The sequence below is a fragment of the Alloprevotella sp. genome (genome assembly GCF_057240785.1).
Genome location: NZ_DBHHRH010000029.1, coordinates 12,373 through 28,993 on the forward strand (window position 1 = coordinate 12,373; position 16,621 = coordinate 28,993).

A 16,621-nucleotide genomic window follows, 5' to 3' on the forward strand; every position below is an offset into this window, starting at 1 on the left:
TACACATTAAGGCAATAAAACATAGTGACTACTACGCTATAAATTCCTAACTTTGCCAACATAGCTCTTCAAAAGGAAAAACAATGAAAGATAGTTATAAAGAAGTAGACCGTATGTACGACGTTCTGTGCGACGAACACCATCTCTTTCAGATGCTAAGTCGCTTCGGAATACCTCTGGGCTTCGGCGAGAAAAATGTGCGCGAAGTGTGCAAGGAGAGTAATGTCGATGTCACTACGTTCTTGGCCGTGGCCAACTACGTTAAAGTGGGGCCAGAAGTAGCCTCTTATTATGTAGATAAAGTTAGCGCGGCTGCCCTTACGGACTATCTCAAGCGTGCCCACTCTTATTTTCTCGATTTCCAACTCCCGGACATTCGCCGACGCTTGGTGAGTTCTATCAACTGCTCCGATGCCAACGAAGTGGCATTCCTCATCCTTCAATTCTTCGATGAGTTCATGCGCGATGTTCGCCACCACATGGAAGCAGAGAATAAGAAGATGTTCCGGAGTGTAGACCAGTTGTTGCAGGGCGGCTCTATTTCCGACACACAATTTTTGCAGTTTGCTCACTCCAACGAGAGCTTTAACCACAAACTGCAAGAACTAAAGAATCTCATCATTAAATACTACAAAGGCGACGGGCCTAACGAACTGCTCAATACGGTTCTTTTCGACCTCTTCAACTGTGAAGAGGATCTCCAGCTGCATCGCGGCGTTGAAAACGACCTTTTCCTCCCCGCCGTGGAACTCCTGATGGAACGAACCAAGGGACAGCCGCTCCAGAAGAACGAGAATGACGAATCGCTCTCCGAACGCGAACGCGAAATAGTCATTTGCATTGCGCGCGGCATGAGCAACAAGGATGTGGCAGACAAGCTTTTCATCTCTATCAATACAGTCCTGACCCACCGCAAGAACATATTCCGCAAACTCGACATCCATTCCATCTCCGGCCTTACTATTTACGCCGTGGTAAATGGCCTTATCACGCTCGACGAGATTCGAGACCGGAAATAACACATTCCTCATCCCCTTCTTTTCGCAAAGGAAAGAAGGGGTTTTCTTTAGCCCTCCCCCAGAGCCGCTCCACTTACTGGGAAAGCATTGAAAGAGAACAATCAGCGCCCTCTTTATTGTCAAGCAGATTCTTATTTTACGAAGCCGAGAATCGCTTCTTTTGCAATGACAAATAAGCGCAGTTCTCCCCTTCGTCCACCTTGCCGAGAACGCAATAAGGATGTTCGCAGATACAATAAGGCTGTCGGCTGACTTCCTTATTGTGTCAGCTGACGCCCTTATTCTGTCGGCCGACAGCTTTATTGTATTTTCACGCCGCAGAAGGAGGCAGAATGAAACATTTAGGAAAGAAAACGGCTTTTTTATGTTGTAGAGCAGTTTTTCAAAGCTATTTTTCAAGAAAAATATCGGAGAGGAAAATAGTTAAAGGTTTTTCACCAACAAAAGGCACGATTTCGCGCTCCAGAAGGAGAAAATAGATTGTCAAATAATACGGCGGTAAATAAAAATAATCCGATGGGTTCATCCCATTGGATTATTCTGCGAAATAGAATCAGTAAAATTAGGGAACAGCAGCTACGCGCGGAGATGCGGGCTACTTAGATTTTCTCGAGCAGTTCGGGCGCGAAAGTGAGTGTGGCAACGGAGACAAGCGTGGGGATAGTGACCACCACCATCTTATTGCGCTTGCCTTGCACCTTTACGAAAACACCCTCCACACCGTCGAAGTCGCCGCCGTGGATACGCACGCGGTCGCCGCGCTCAAAGTCGATTTCCTCCGGACGGAAGTAGAGTATCTCTTCCTCCGCTCCAGCCACTCGCTGAAAGGCGGCCATATCGTCATCGGGTACGATGATGCGGCGATTGCGCCCGTCTTGTCGCATACAGAGATACTGCAAGATGCGGCTGCGCTCCTTCACTTCCTGCACACGTTCCTCCGAGGCACGCACAAAAATGAGGTTGCTGATGGCGGGAATGCGCTGGCGCGTTTTTCGCCCTGCGTAAGTGCGCACCACCGTCTTCATCGGCACAAAGTTCTCAACGCCCCAGCCATCCAACATTTGTTTGACTTTCATCGAGCGGTTGTAAACGGCCGACATCGCCCACCACCGAAGCTCTTCCTTCGTGGTGGCTGCGGACATCTTCGTTTCTTTGGGAAAATCCTCTTTTTGTTCCATCATGAGTATAGTAGTGACGGCAAAAATACAATTTATATCCGCTTATCACTCCTCTTTGTCTTGCTTTTTTCAGTAAAAAGGCAACAAGTGTATAATTCTGCGCAATAAAGATAAGGCGAAAAGTACAAACGCAACAGCTGCGAGGAAGGACAGAAGGGAGATATTTTGCACTCGGTGAGGAGAGAAGCAAAATTTTAATGGAGGAAAGTTTTGAGGTGCGCTAAAGTCGTCGTAACTTCGCTGCTGCAATATCAAAATCATCATCCCCTATGATTCTTTTTTTCAGAACAAAGGAAAAAAGCGTGATTGCCACCGATGTGGATCACAAGCTCACCCCTGACGAAGTGAACGAACTCTGCTGGCTTTATGGCGACGCCGAAGTGCTATCAGGCGAAAGTCTGACGGGCCAATATGTTGGGCCGCGCCGCGAAATGGTCACACCGTGGAGTACGAATGCCGTAGAGATTACTCAGAATATGGGTCTCCGCGGCATTTCTCGTATAGAGGAGTATTTCCCCGTGACAGGCAAGGATGCCGACCACGACCCGATGCTTCAGCGCCTCTATGATGGTCTCAACCAAGACATCTTCACCATCCATCACCAGCCCGCGCCCATTGAGTATGTAGAAAATCTCGAAGCCTACAATGAGCAGGAAGGTTTGGCACTCAGCCCCGAAGAGATTGGTTACCTCCACCACGTGGAAGAACAATTGGGACGCAAACTCACCGACTCAGAGGTGTTCGGTTTTGCCCAAATCAACAGCGAGCACTGCCGCCACAAAATCTTCGGCGGTACGTTTATCATCGACGGAAAGGAGCGCGAATCATCGCTCTTCAACCTCATCAAAAAGACAACAAAGGAAAATCCGCATAAGATTATCTCGGCCTACAAGGACAACGTGGCATTTGCCCAAGGTCCTATTGTGGAACAGTTTGCACCAGCAGACCATTCTACGAGCGATTATTTCATCATTCGCGACATTGAGAGTGTCATCTCTCTCAAGGCCGAAACGCACAACTTCCCCACAACTGTGGAGCCCTTCAACGGTGCTGCCACAGGAACGGGTGGAGAAATCCGCGACCGTATGGGCGGTGGCGTTGGCTCTTGGCCGATAGCTGGTACGGCTGTTTATATGACGGCCTACCCGCGCCTGGATGGCGGTCGCCCCTGGGAGGATGTGCTCCCCGTACGCCAATGGCTCTATCAGACGCCCGAACAAATCCTCATCAAGGCTTCGAATGGTGCTTCCGACTTCGGAAACAAATTCGGCCAACCGCTTATTGCGGGTTCGGTGCTTACTTTTGAGCATCAGGAAAACAATGAGAAATACGGCTACGACAAAGTGATTATGCTGGCCGGAGGTGTGGGCTACGGCACCAAGCGAGATTGCCTCAAAGGCACGCCGGAGAAAGGCAATAAAGTGGTGGTTGTCGGTGGCGACAATTATCGCATCGGTTTGGGCGGCGGTAGTGTCAGCTCCGTTGATACGGGTCGCTACTCCTCCGGTATAGAACTCAACGCCATTCAGCGAGCTAATCCCGAAATGCAGAAGCGCGCCAACAACCTTGTCCGTGCGCTTTGCGAAGAGGAGGTAAACCCCGTTGTTTCGATCCACGACCACGGCTCGGCAGGTCATGTGAACTGTCTCTCCGAATTGGTGGAAGAATGTGGCGGACAAATCGACATGGCGAAACTCCCCATTGGCGATACGACACTCTCGGCTAAGGAAATCATCGCCAACGAGAGCCAGGAGCGCATGGGCCTCCTCATCGACCAGAAACACCTCGAACACGTGCGCAAGATTGCGGAACGCGAACGCGCACCAATGTATGTGGTGGGCGAGACTACGGGCGATGCTCATTTCAGTTTTGTGCAAGCAGACGGCGTTCGTCCGTTCGACCTCGATGTGGCACAAATGTTTGGCCATTCGCCGAAGACGGTCATGGTGGACGAAACAGTTGTTCGCCACTACGAAGATGCCACCTACGAGGCGCGTCATCTCAACGAATATCTCAACAATGTGCTCCAATTGGAGGCGGTGGCTTGCAAGGACTGGCTCACTAACAAAGTGGACCGTTCGGTAACGGGCAAGATTGCGCGCCAGCAATGTCAGGGCGAACTGCAACTGCCGTTGAGCGACTGCGGCGTGGTGGCTCTCGACTACCGCGGCCGTAAGGGTATCGCTACGGCGCTGGGTCATGCGCCGCAAGCCGGACTGGCCAACCCTGCTGCGGGCAGTGTGCTCTCTGTGGCCGAATCGCTCACCAATATCGTGTGGGCACCTCTGTCTGAGGGACTCGACAGCGTGTCCCTCTCGGCCAACTGGATGTGGCCTTGCCGCTCACAGAAGGGCGAGGATGCTCGTCTCTACGAAGGTGTGCAGGCTCTGTCCGACTTCTGTTGCGCGCTGCAAATCAATGTACCCACGGGTAAGGACAGTCTTTCGCTCTCACAGCAATACCCCAATGGTGAGAAAATCATTTCTCCGGGTACGGTCATCGTGAGTGCTGGCGGGGAGGTGAGCGATGTTCGCAAAGTGGTTTCCCCCGTTGTTCAGAACAACCCGAAGACTTCGCTCTATCACATTGATTTCAGTTTCGACGACCTACGCCTCGGCGGCTCGGCCTTTGCCCAAACGCTGAAGAAGGTGGGTAGCGATGTGCCCACGGTGAAGAATCCCGAATACTTCCGCGATGCTTTCAACGCCGTTCAGCAATTGGTGGAGAAAGGCCTCATCTTGGCGGGTCACGACATTAGTGCGGGCGGTCTCATCACTTGCTTACTCGAGATGTGCTTTGCCAATACGGAGGGCGGACTTGAGATCGACCTCGACAACTTTAAGTGCGACGACCTCATCAAGGTGCTCTTCGCTGAAAACCCTGGTGTGGTGGTGCAGGTGGGCAACGCTAACAAGACGGCCTTTAAGAAAGTGCTCGATGAAGCTGGCGTGGCATACGTCAAACTGGGACAACCCACCGACGAACGCCACATTTTGGCCACAAAGGATGGTGCTACTTATCAGTTTGGTATCGACTACCTCCGCGATGTTTGGTACGAAACATCCTATATCCTCGACACGAAACAGAGTTTCAACGGCTGTGCGCGTAAACGTTATGAAAACTACAAGCAACAACCGATTGAGTTCAACATTGTTCAGCCCAACTGGAAGGGCACATTTGAGAGCCTCGGCATCACACCCGAACGCCGCACGCCTACGGGTATCCGCGCTGCCATCATCCGCGAGAAAGGAACGAACGGTGAGCGCGAAATGGCCTACTCCTTATACCTGGCGGGCTTCGACGTAAAGGACGTGATGATGACCGACCTCATCAGCGGCCGCGAAACCCTCGACGACATCAATATGATTGTGTTCTGCGGTGGTTTCTCCAACTCCGATGTGCTCGGCTCGGCGAAAGGCTGGGCGGGAGCTTTCCTCTTCAATCCCAAAGCAAAGGCAGCGCTTGATCGCTTCTATGCTCGTGAGGATACCTTGAGCTTAGGCGTTTGCAACGGTTGCCAATTGATGGTGGAACTCAACCTCATCAACCCCGAACACAAGCAGCGCGCCCGTATGCTTCACAACGACAGCCACAAGTTTGAGAGCACGTTCCTCGGCGTTACTGTCCCGACGAACCGCAGCGTGATGTTTGGCAGCCTCAGCGGCGACCGCCTCGGCATCTGGGTAGCACACGGCGAAGGCAAATTCTCATTACCCGAAGCAGAGGACAAATACAACGTTGTCTTGAAGTATAGCTACGACGAATACCCCGGCAATCCCAACGGCAGTGATTACAGCGTGGCAGGTATCTGCTCGGCTGATGGGCGCCATCTGGCTATGATGCCGCACCTCGAACGCTCTTGCTTCCCCTGGCAGTGTGGCACTTATCCCGAGCCACGCCGCGCCGACGAGGTCACTCCTTGGGTGGAAGCCTTCGTGAATGCTCGCAAATGGATTGAGGAGCGCAAATAAGTCCTCCCTTCCATCGCTCAACAAAATAAAAATGCGGAAATCCCTCAAAAAGATTTCCGCATTTTTCTATTCCATAATGGTTTGGCAGAAGAAGAAAAGCGCCTTTCCTGATACTGTTCTACAAACTTACAGCCATCAATTCCGCACCGATATGGCGTATCTGCTCGGCAATTTGCTTTTCACGCTCTGCTGATGGATGCTTATTGCCACTGATGTATTGAGCAAACAAGCTTTGCGAGATACCTAAACGCCGAGCAATGGCAGAAGCATTGAGTTCTGGATGCTCCATGAAGAAACGATATAAGGCGGTATGCTCTTTCTTGTTGAAAAATCCCTCAAAACTCAAATCCTCATCCAAAGCTTCCCAGTGCAGGCCATAAGGAAGCACTTCATAAGCTTTCCGCTCCTCTTGCGTTGCGTCTCTCAAGCGTGGATAATCGGCAAAGCGTTCAAAGCCTCGTGTTCCATCCTCACGCTCAATCCAGATTTCAGTGTCGGTTGTCCATACTTTTACTTTCATAATCACTTATTTCCATTAAAGAACGTATTCCAACGTTCAATGATAATGTCCTTGTTCTCTTCAACTATTGATTCTACCAATTTTAACTCAGCTGGTTTCATTCCATTGTTTTCTACCAACACGACATCGGGCAATACATTAAACTTGGCACTTACTCCTCCTCTAACTGCGTGAATATGAATGGGGGTATGATCGTTTGAGTAGAACATAAACTTGAAACCAAATAGAATGAAAAGCGTAGGCATCGTCTTTAGTTGTTTTATTATGCCACAAATATAGGTAATGAATTTATTACCTACAAACTTTTGAAAAACTTTTTATTGCCCTCCTCCCTGCCTCTTCCGCTTCACCGCAGCATTCCAATCTGCCAACACCTCAATAGCTATCTTTTGCAGCTCCTCTTGCTTCTCAAACAAGAGCAAACCCCAGCAAGCATTTCCATATATCTACGAGAGAAGGCGTCCTGACTTGAGCGCAAATTTCCTTATTGCGTTTGAGAATGCAATAAGCGCGTCGGCTGACGGAATAAGCCTGTCAGCTGATGCGCTTATTGTAGCGGAGGGGGGCAAAAGAGGAAGCTGAATATGGGCAGAATCTCTCTCCTCTCCAGATATTGTTTTTGTGTTGTCACGTCGTCACGTTGTCACACTCGAGGGGTAAAGCGCTGAAATGGTTTGTGTTATACGCGTGACAACAGTGTGACAACAAAAATTTTATTGTCACACGCCTGGCTTATTGTATATCTGCGCATTATTTCATCCGTGACAACGTGACAACAAAAATGATTTTTACGGGTAGAGAACAGGTGAGATTCCCGCTCTTTGCATGATTGACTTTCGCTCTCCTCGCTTGCAGTGCGACGCCGCCGGCGTCGGAGGTCTCTTAGTCCATATCCCCACGGGTTCACCCTCGCTTTGCTCGGGCATCACCCGCGGTTAAGCATGGTGCGCCTCCGCCAGAGGCGGGACTTCACGAAGATCATGCTTACTATTTGGAAGAGGAAATACTATCTCTTGCAAAGTAATTATTATCCATAGACTAAAAATCAAATCGGTGCAAATTTGGTGATTTTCTCATATAAATCGGCTCAAGCTGAGCTAAAAACACATCAAAAAAAGGCTCTTTTTGAGCCGATTCTCTCTATATATTATGAGTTTCGGGCATTATCTGCCTCTATATCACAACGGAAAAACGTAGGGAAGTAATAGAAAAAGAATCTATGCGCAATAGGCTCGGCTCAGTATTTACATTATAATATAATAGCTATCTTTGCAATATGAGAATAAAAGAAATATTAAAAGAAAAGGGTTAACTCTTTCGCAACTTGCTGATACTATGGACGTAAGCCGTCAAGCATTGAGTCGCCAAGTGGCAGGAAAGCTGCTTGTAGAAAAAGCAGAAGAAATTGCCACCGCTCTCAATGTCCCTATATGGCAGTTGTTCGTTTCTCCTAATGAAGTAGCAGGGGGTGGGGATGAACTTACTGCAAGTATCAGATATCAGGGGAAGTTCTTCAATACTACTTCAAAGGAGGAACTGAAACAATATGTAAACGATTTGTAAATTTTGAATAATATGAAGAAGTTTCTGTTATTTTTATTGGTAGGAATATTTTTCTTATCAAGCTGTGGTGATAGTGAAGAAGAAAAAGCTATTACAAACGCCATCTACTACAAATATAAGGAAGATGCTATTAACTCAGATACCTATGTCCATTTTGAAGTACCATCTATTAAGATTAAAAGTAAAGAGGAGTATGGGGATACTATAAAATATAATGTTGAATTTGGAATTATGGAAATGTATCCAGACCGAAATGCATATTATAAAGGTAATGCAGATGTGGTATCAATAGGACATTCGGCATTGAGAACAACTTCTTTTTATTATAGTACTTGTACTCTGAAAGATTTACCATAGAGGAACAATGGGAACTAAAGAAAGTAACTTCTGTCGAGAAACTTGAAAGAATAGTGAACGAACTGAAAGGAGATTAATAAATGGGAAACAAGAACATTGTTAAATTATTCGACGACCGAAAGGTACGCACAATTTGGAATGAAGACGAGGAAAAATGGTACTTTTCTATTGTTGATGTGGTTACGGTATTAACAGATAGCGATAATCCGCAAACATACTGGAGAGTGTTAAAAAATCGTCTCAAAAAGGAGGGAAATGAAACCGTTACAAATTGTAACGCTTTGAAACTTCCTGCGGCTGATGGGAAAATGCGAAAGACAGATGTTGCGGATATGGAGCAACTATTCAGATTAATACAATCAATACCGTCTCCTAAAGCAGAGCCATTTAAGCAGTGGATGGCACAAGTTGCCAGCACACGCATAGACCAAATGCAAGACCCTGAGCTTTCTATCAACCAAGCAGTAGAGGATTATAAACGATTAGGGTATTCTGATGCGTGGATTAACCAACGTCTGAAAAGTATAGAAGTAAGAAAGCTCTTAACTGACGAATGGAAACGTGGAGGAATAACAGAGCATAATTTATATGCTATACTTACAAATACAATTACCCGCGAATGGAGTGAGTTGACTACCAAAGGATATAAGAAGCTGAAAGGATTGACAAAAGAAAGCCTTAGGGATAATATGACTAACGTAGAACTTGCTCTTAATACCCTTGCAGAAGCATCAGCTACCGAAATTTCAAAGCAGAATAATCCGAAGGACTTCAAAACTCATAATCAGGTAGCAAGACAAGGTGGAAGTGTTGCCAAAGCTGCACGAAATCAATTGGAAAAGCAACTCGGACGTTCAGTTATAACAAAAGAAAAGGCAAGTGATCACATATTGCCAAATCACAAAAAAGAAGAGACATAGAAAAATTATATATAATAGTGCAGGAGATTAAAGAAAATAAAGAATAGTTTGCACATTTATGGAATAATCCATACTTTCGCAAAGTAAACGATAACTAAAAACATAAATATATGGGATATTTACTATTGTTCGTGTTCTTTATCGCAATATGTTTTATTGTTGGTTGGAATACATTAGGTTGGATTCTTATAGCTGGTTCTGTAGGCTTAATAATTCTTATGATAGTCGTTTCTTTCCAAGAAGCAGAACGGAAGAAACTTAAGCAAGAGCAAGATGAGGAGAAGAAAATAGAACTTGCTAAACAAAAAGAAATAGAAAAACAAGACTATAAAAAATGGAAATCTGAGCTTGTCGAAAAATATGGTCAGATAGACAAAGAAATCACATTGTTAGAAGATAATAAAGATAATGTGATTTTAGTTTTCTCAAAAGTTTCAAGAATATGGCTTATTGGAAACGATTTACCAATGAGCAGCATATTAAGTTGTAACCTTTCTGATGCATCTAAAACTATAAAAGGAAAGTCTACTATTCAAACTAAAACAAATACAGGCAATATGGCGAAACGTGCAGTTGTCGGTGGCGTTTTACTTGGCGGTGCAGGTGCATTGGCTGGCGGAGTTACCGCAAAGAAGGACGGTACTATCATACAGGAAGGTGATAAAATTATTCATGATTATACGGTGTTAGTGAATATAGATAGCCTCTCAACCCCAATAATTCGTTTGCAGTGTGGTACAAATGGAACTCTTGCTAATGAAATAATCGGCTTATTAAATGTAATAATCAATAGAAATAATAAAGGGTAGCCGTTAAGCTACCCTCTTCTTATGTCCTATTAGTTGGGTTCGGTTCAATAAAAGCAAACCCAATCTTTGCAAATGTCCTTTCTACATTCCTCGCAAACGTACAGCTATTCTCAGTATATTTAAGATGATAAATATCTGAACTATCATCGGGGACTTGTATAGTAATATCCCCTTTTCACATAACCTTCCGCAAAAGCTTTGTTTTTGGCGGTGAAATCAGATACGCTATTATCTTCAACAGTAAAATTAAGCGTAAAGTTTCACCCACTCATTTTGAGCAATCCGATATATTGCACTCCGTCGTGCGTTTAGGGGGTATTTGTGATATACTCTTTTAGTTTTTAATATCCACTTAATGTATCGAGAAAGTCTTCTCCCTTTTGTGCCCCATCCTGTAAAGAGAGGCACCCCCTTCCCTCCCCCCTCTCAGTGCGACGCCGCCGGCGTCGGAGGTTTCTTAGTCCATATCCCCACGGGTTCACTCTCGCTTTGCTCGGGCATCACCCGCGGTTAAGCATGGTGCGCCTCCACCGGAGGCGTAAGTTGCTCTGCGAGGGTGCAACTGAGATAGTAAAGGGAGATTATGTGTACTAAGATAGATGGAGGAATCCCGAGGGTGTCCCCACTGTCCCTGGAGGGGACACACCATGCGTAACCGCGGGTGATACCCGAAGTTTGAACCCGTGGGGAAAGTAATAGAAAAAGAAATTATGCGCAATAGGCTCGGCTCAACTCTTTATAAACAAAAGCCGAGAGACTTTAGACGAGGCTAAAAATCTCTCGGAATAAGAAGTCGATAGCAATTGGGCGTTAGCCAACTATTGCAGCAGAAACGGGGCAGTTGATAGTGCCACTCTTGTAATAGTAAGTACCGTCCACAACAACGGCTTTTGCTTTTGGGCCGGGAGTGGAGACGTTGATAGTTCCACCATCGAAAGTGAAGTCGCGATCCACCTTAATGCCGCGCGTCTTGCTCTCATCTGCCTGTCCCTTGTTGTAGGTAGTACCCGTGAGCGTGATAGTAAGGGTTGGTGCAGTTCCCGAGGCGTTGTTCACCAGCAAGTTGGTTGTAGTCTTTATGCCTTTTTGTCCGTTGCCCGTACCAGTGATGGTAATGTTACCTCCGCTGATCGTTATCAGACTGTCAGCTTTGAGTCCCTTCACATCATGGGCAGCATCGAGAGCTATCGTCAGCGTTCCGCCAGAGATCTTCACTTGTCCGTTGTTCTCATCCGTGGAATGGTTTGTTGCCGCCACATCGATAGCATCTGATTTTACGCCTGCAATCGTGAGTTTTCCTCCTGCCATACGGAAATACTGCCCAATATGGAAACCATCCGTCACCGCAGAAGCCACATAGATATGCCCCAGAGAAGAATGCAGTTCGGTGTATTCGCCAGAAGCAAAGGCGTGTGCTTTGCGACCTGTTAGCGTCAGCGTGCCACCACCCGCAATTTCGGCGTGTCCGCGAACATAGAAGCAGGCTTTCTGAGAGCCAGAAGCGGCATCGGTCAGCGCGTTGGTCGTTCCATCAGCCAGCACCACTTTGATGCGCTTGCCGTTCTGCACATTGATGGCAGCACCAGAGGAAGAAGTGAGATCCACCCCTTGGAGCGTGAGCCGCATCTTATAACTACCCGTTTGCGTGAAACTACCATCGGAGCTTGTTCCGCTCAGAACGTAGTTGACTTCCTGCGTCAGACCTGCGGCTGCCGTGATGCTCACGTGCGCACCACTGACGGAGGTCGTCAGATAAGGGGCAACATCGCCCGCCATAAACACGCGCGCACCGCCGTTGGAGTATGACACTTCCACCTGCCCTGCCGTGACGGGGCGGCTATTGACAACGATGGAATCAATATCGGCAATGGTATATGTGCGCCCTGCAACGGTCAGCGTTGTACCGTTGTCGTAGGTCATATCGGCGGCATCGGCGGCTGAAACGCCCACGCAAACCGAACCTTGGTAGATATTGAGTGTTTGTGCCTCAACTGCCAAGGCGCAACACATTGTGATCAAAAGGAGAAAAAGCTTTTTCATCGGATGTAAACTTTAGAGGTGACACTGCCAACACTGACGAGGTAGAGACCGCGCTCCAAACCAGCGCATATCTCTTCTGTCCCGTTCCAACGCTTGCGGAAGGTGGTGAGCAAACGACCGTCAGTGGTATACACACGAATGGTGGTGCCCACTGGAGCCGACACGCTGACGCTTCCCTCCCCTATCGTGACGAGCGTTTGCCCATCTGTGGGATTGAGAACACCAGACACTTCGGAGGTGAAGAACATCTTGGAGAGATCCGTCAGAGCCAGTGTGGTTGTTCCTTCCATGCTGGTGGCGGTCAGTGTGTTTCCAGAAAATGTTATCTTCAAACCATTGGCGGTTAGGCTTTTCTGCGTTCCATCTGTATGCTGGAACGTCAGATAGCTATAAGTTTGTGCCTTTGCGCCCATCGTGAGGAGCAAAAAGGCAGCGAGGGTAAAAATACGTTGCATAAGCGAGAGTATAGAATCTTAAAAACTGAAAGTATAGCCAACATTGATGGCGAAGGAGTTGGCATCATTGTCGCCATCATCGCCATTGGTGAAGACATAAGCCAAGGAAACAGAGTGCTGGCGCGCCACCTTCCAATCGGCGCCCAGAATCCAGCGGCGTTTGTCGAGAGAAAAGCCATTTGCCAAATTGTTGCTAATCTCAAAGGAGGTGAAAGGCGTGATGGGACAGCGCGCTATGTTGTACGACACTCCGAGGCGTGAACGCAAGAAATGTTTTGTTTTAGCATCTTTTTCCTTTGTTTTGCTCTCTCTGTAAGCATAGACGTTGTCGTTGAAAGAGCCTTGATAGGTTGCTCCCTCATAGGTGGCGGGATCGGACACTATGCCGCGGTATTTGTTCTCCGTCACCGTGACAGCCATGTTACGAGTGAGCTGATAGCGTTCGCGCAGAGAGAAGGTAAAACGTCCCACACGGTATTTTCCTGTAGCATCGAAATGGAAGCGATGCTTTGTGCGCCAATAGGACTGTTTCACGTCGTAGCCGTTCATCCCTTTGGAACTGTTGTAGTGAACTTCCTCCTCTGGTCCAGTATAATCGCGAATGAAGTCGTATCCCACACCGAGTTTCAGAAACTTAAGGAGCTTATAGTCCACTCCTACGCCCAAATCGGTGCGCGTGAGGCGGCTCACAGCATCATCGAAGCGCATGCCAGCAGAAGCCTCAACAGAGAAGCGCCCCAACTTTTTCTCTACGCCCACTTCGGGCCAAAGGCCGAAATCATCGGCGGCAGCGGGCAGCGACAGCATGGTGGCTACCAGTAATATAAATGTTTTATTCAAACGCATTGTCGTCTTTGAGGTTAGTCATGTGATCCACAGTCTTTAGGCGGTCGGAATTGTCGATATAATAGACACGGAGCATGGTCATATCTTTGATGAAATCCACAGCTCCCACTTCCACACGCTGAACCTTCACGCCGAGTCGCTTTTCTAAGTCGGCCTTGAGTTCTTCGCTCTTGTCGGGGGTGATGAGTTTGATATTATCATACTTCACGTACTTGCATCCCACTTTATTTTGCAAGGCAAAACGCTCTGACCCCCATACCACACCGAGAAAGATTACGTTTGCCATGAGTTTCTCCAAGAGGTCCATGTGGTCCGTGGAGCCATTCACCACAGAGATTGCAACGAGATAGAAAAGATAGGTCATCTCGCGAATGGGCACACTCTCTGTGCGATAGCGCAAAATACCGAATACGGCAAAAAGTCCCAATGCAGCACCAATCTCCATCTGCGATCCATTCATCAGATAAATCATCATGAAGATGGCCACACTCAGAAGGATAAACGTGAAATAGTAGTCGCGGCGATGACCTTTTGGATAATAGAGGAAATGGCAGATGACCCATACCATTAAGAAGTTAAGGCCAAAGCTAAGGCTTAATTTGAGAAGTTCAAGCCCTGCGAAAGTTTCTTCAGGGTCGAGAGGAGTGAGAAGCTCAGAGATGTTAGTTAAGAGAATCATGATGTTTTTTAAATTTATATCGTTGGATTGTCTTCAGCTCCTCGCATAGCGATGCGCTGAATGGTATGTAGTTTTTCTTTGATGAGATTTTGTCGCAAGGCATCGTTGGTAAGTGCCGAACCAATACAGTATTTGCTAAATCCGCTGGGCTTGATGCGCAAAAGGCGAAGGTGGTCGAGCACGGGCGAAGCCACGCGGCCATCGCGCTTGAGTTCTATGACGGCAACGTTCTCAAGAGCAGCTCGGCGTTGCGTCTCAAAATTGTCAAAATGGAGGTTAAAATCTATCGTCAGACGCTCCGTCTTCGCACGGTTCACCAGCGTGATGCGTTGAAAGCGGTTTCCCACGGCCGGAGCGAGATTGGCAAACGAAAGCCCCGTTTGTTCGTTGAGAAATTCTTCCCCAACTCCCTCTTCGGCAACGGCTTGAATGGAGGGCACTTCTATACGTTTCTTTCGTGTCTTACCGTGATTATTTTTCTTTTTTATTTCTAAAAACGACAGCTTCGATTCCACATACGTTCGTGCCCTTACCTTCATGCGTGGTAAGCGGCCTGTTTCGTGAGTATGATAGAGAAGATGCTCGGTAAGTTCGTCCCAATACACAGTGCGATACGAGGTGATGCGCAACCCTTTCACTTCCTGACAGAAATAGTCCTCATGGAGCAGCGCGAGTAGGCATATCAGCGTATTCGCATCGGTAACAAACTTTTGATCCATACGCTTCATGAGGCGTATGGAGGACATTTCCTCCAGAGAAATAGGCGACATTGTCTGCACAATACTCCTTAGTTTTTGTGTTTGGTGGTCTGTCATGACATTCCTTATGTATATGAATGTGAATTCAAGTCGCAAAAATAGTTAAAAACGCCTTGTCCGCAAACACTTTCTATGAAAACGACAAGTAGAAGAAGCAAAAAAAACATATTCTCCCATGCTCCAACCATCAGAAAACTGCTATACGTCCTTTCTTTCATAAAAAAGCAGAAAAAGTTTTGAGAGTTTCGAGCGAACCACTAACTTTGCAGTCCATTTCCTTTTGGAAACATAACATAACAACAATTTAAATTTTTAATTTTTACTACTATGGCTTATGTAATTAGCGAAGACTGCGTTGCATGCGGCACTTGCATCGACGAATGTCCCTCCGGCGCAATTTCCGAAGGCGATCGTTACTCTATTGATCCTAACTCTTGTGTTGACTGCGGTACTTGTGCAGACGTTTGCCCATCAGGCGCAATCGCTCCAGGCGAGTAATCCTCTGTTTCAACAAAACAACAGACTCAACGGCTCAAGTCTAATATGGACTTGGAGCCGTTCTTTTTTTATCGCGCCACTACAAAAGCATACCGTTCTTCTTCTCATGTTCCTTTCTGATTAGGAACAGTGCGTTTCAAACTACACATTCTAGAAGGGCAGAGCATACACAATAAATACCGCGACCCGCCGTTAAGTTTAGAGATATGACTCCACTCAAACACATATATTGCCTACTGCTCGCTATGCTGTTCGCTCTGAACGGCATCGCCCAAGAGCGCAAAATCCAGAACAAGCCCTACATCGATGAGCGGCAATTCCATTACGGTTTCTTCGTTGGCGTTCACGATCAAGGTATAAGACTGCAAAATAGTGGCCACATCGACCCCAATTCGGGAGCACAATGGACGGCGGAGAACGATGGGCAGAACTTCGGCTTCAGCGTAGGCATCTTGGGCGATTGGAAACTGGCCTCTTGGCTAAACCTGCGCCTCAGTCCGGGACTCCATTTCGGTTCGAAACACATCAAATTCCGCAACCTCTCAGATGGAGAAACCAAGACACAAGACATGAAGTCCTGTTACATCGGAACGCCCATCGACCTAAAAGTATCCGGCCCCCGCTTCAACAACTACCGCCCCTACGTGATTGCTGGAATCGCGCCCATGTATGACCTCACGAGCGGCAAACAAACACTGCTTCGCTCCACTCCCTACACCACAACCCTTGAAATAGGTCTCGGTTGCGACCTCTACCTCCCCTACTTCAAGCTCATCCCCGAACTCAAATTCAGCTTCGGCCTCAACAATATTCTCCGTAAGAATCGCCCTGACCTGACCGATTCTTCACAATATCTCTTCACACAAAGCGTTGACCGTGCCACTTTCAACATGGTCTCCCTCTGCTTCTACTTTGAGTAGAGCCTTAACATCCCTGCAAGAACCGAAGAGAGAGAAAACGAAGATGTTAATAATTGAGCATTTCATCTGTAAGTGCTGAGTATAGCAA

16 protein-coding genes are annotated in these 16,621 nt (G+C 47.3%); 8 read left to right on the plus strand and 8 right to left on the minus strand.

The features are described from left to right. Positions 1 to 83: 83 nt before the first annotated feature. The gene (locus tag ACO4R2_RS06095; protein WP_311490599.1) at positions 84 to 1,019 is read left to right on the plus strand and encodes a LuxR C-terminal-related transcriptional regulator; all 936 of its coding nucleotides are present in this window, start codon (positions 84 to 86) and stop codon (positions 1,017 to 1,019) included. A gap of 599 nt (positions 1,020 to 1,618) precedes the next feature. Here the strand turns inward: ACO4R2_RS06095 and ACO4R2_RS06100 are convergent. After that, entirely contained in the window at positions 1,619 to 2,200 is a 582-nt protein-coding gene (locus ACO4R2_RS06100) for a UpxY family transcription antiterminator (RefSeq protein ID WP_484769565.1), read from the minus strand. Between the two features lie 266 nt (positions 2,201 to 2,466). On the opposite strand from ACO4R2_RS06100, the gene purL reads away from it, so the two are divergent. Then, complete coding sequence (gene purL, locus ACO4R2_RS06105; RefSeq protein ID WP_484769566.1) at positions 2,467 to 6,168, plus strand: phosphoribosylformylglycinamidine synthase; 3,702 nt, start codon at positions 2,467 to 2,469, stop codon at positions 6,166 to 6,168. Positions 6,169 to 6,286: 118 nt separating this feature from the next. Here purL and ACO4R2_RS06110 read toward each other — a convergent pair whose 3' ends face one another. Together ACO4R2_RS06110 and ACO4R2_RS06115 are read right to left on the minus strand one after the other, a co-directional pair. Beyond that, positions 6,287 to 6,688, minus strand: coding sequence for a DUF2442 domain-containing protein (locus ACO4R2_RS06110; RefSeq protein ID WP_484769567.1), 402 nt, complete (start codon positions 6,686 to 6,688; stop codon positions 6,287 to 6,289). Positions 6,689 to 6,690: 2 nt separating this feature from the next. Then, positions 6,691 to 6,933 (minus strand): DUF4160 domain-containing protein, encoded by a 243-nt coding sequence (locus tag ACO4R2_RS06115; protein WP_009348446.1) that lies wholly within the window; start codon positions 6,931 to 6,933, stop codon positions 6,691 to 6,693. A gap of 1,090 nt (positions 6,934 to 8,023) precedes the next feature. Between ACO4R2_RS06115 and ACO4R2_RS06120 the strand changes: the two genes are divergently transcribed. The 4 genes from ACO4R2_RS06120 (at position 8,024) to ACO4R2_RS06135 (ending at position 10,337) form a co-directional block, all read left to right on the plus strand. Continuing rightward, positions 8,024 to 8,251, plus strand: a complete 228-nt coding sequence (locus ACO4R2_RS06120; RefSeq protein WP_484769568.1) for a hypothetical protein — start codon at positions 8,024 to 8,026, stop codon at positions 8,249 to 8,251. Positions 8,252 to 8,263: 12 nt separating this feature from the next. Next, positions 8,264 to 8,608, plus strand: a complete 345-nt coding sequence (locus ACO4R2_RS06125) for a hypothetical protein (protein WP_484769569.1) — start codon at positions 8,264 to 8,266, stop codon at positions 8,606 to 8,608. 80 nt (positions 8,609 to 8,688) lie between these two features. Continuing rightward, complete coding sequence (locus tag ACO4R2_RS06130; RefSeq protein WP_484769570.1) at positions 8,689 to 9,528, plus strand: BRO-N domain-containing protein; 840 nt, start codon at positions 8,689 to 8,691, stop codon at positions 9,526 to 9,528. A 110-nt stretch (positions 9,529 to 9,638) separates the two neighbouring features. Next, positions 9,639 to 10,337 (plus strand): hypothetical protein, encoded by a 699-nt coding sequence (locus ACO4R2_RS06135; RefSeq protein ID WP_484769571.1) that lies wholly within the window; start codon positions 9,639 to 9,641, stop codon positions 10,335 to 10,337. 810 nt (positions 10,338 to 11,147) lie between these two features. On the opposite strand, the gene ACO4R2_RS06140 is transcribed toward ACO4R2_RS06135, so the two are convergent. The 5 genes from ACO4R2_RS06140 to ACO4R2_RS06160 are packed head-to-tail and all read right to left on the minus strand — an operon-like array spanning position 11,148 to position 15,172. Further along, on the minus strand, positions 11,148 to 12,377 hold the full coding sequence (locus tag ACO4R2_RS06140; RefSeq protein ID WP_484769572.1) for a carbohydrate-binding domain-containing protein: 1,230 nt from the start codon (positions 12,375 to 12,377) through the stop codon (positions 11,148 to 11,150). Further along, complete coding sequence (locus ACO4R2_RS06145; RefSeq protein ID WP_484769573.1) at positions 12,374 to 12,832, minus strand: T9SS type A sorting domain-containing protein; 459 nt, start codon at positions 12,830 to 12,832, stop codon at positions 12,374 to 12,376. The genes ACO4R2_RS06140 and ACO4R2_RS06145 overlap by 4 nt, the downstream gene beginning before the upstream one ends. 18 nt (positions 12,833 to 12,850) lie before the next feature. After that, on the minus strand, positions 12,851 to 13,672 hold the full coding sequence (locus ACO4R2_RS06150; RefSeq protein ID WP_484769574.1) for a DUF2490 domain-containing protein: 822 nt from the start codon (positions 13,670 to 13,672) through the stop codon (positions 12,851 to 12,853). Continuing rightward, complete coding sequence (locus ACO4R2_RS06155; protein WP_484769575.1) at positions 13,665 to 14,357, minus strand: DUF4956 domain-containing protein; 693 nt, start codon at positions 14,355 to 14,357, stop codon at positions 13,665 to 13,667. Before ACO4R2_RS06155 ends, ACO4R2_RS06150 begins: the two co-directional genes overlap by 8 nt. A 14-nt stretch (positions 14,358 to 14,371) precedes the next feature. Continuing rightward, positions 14,372 to 15,172, minus strand: coding sequence for a polyphosphate polymerase domain-containing protein (locus ACO4R2_RS06160; RefSeq protein ID WP_311490607.1), 801 nt, complete (start codon positions 15,170 to 15,172; stop codon positions 14,372 to 14,374). Between the two features lie 270 nt (positions 15,173 to 15,442). Here ACO4R2_RS06160 and ACO4R2_RS06165 point away from each other — a divergent pair, with 270 nt between their 5' ends. Together ACO4R2_RS06165 and porT are read left to right on the plus strand one after the other, a co-directional pair. Then, positions 15,443 to 15,613: a DUF362 domain-containing protein gene (locus ACO4R2_RS06165; RefSeq protein ID WP_183697900.1), complete on the plus strand. Its 171-nt coding sequence runs from the start codon at positions 15,443 to 15,445 to the stop codon at positions 15,611 to 15,613. Between the two features lie 206 nt (positions 15,614 to 15,819). Then, positions 15,820 to 16,533, plus strand: a complete 714-nt coding sequence (gene porT, locus ACO4R2_RS06170) for a type IX secretion/gliding motility protein PorT/SprT (protein WP_484769576.1) — start codon at positions 15,820 to 15,822, stop codon at positions 16,531 to 16,533. Positions 16,534 to 16,621: the final 88 nt, after the last annotated feature.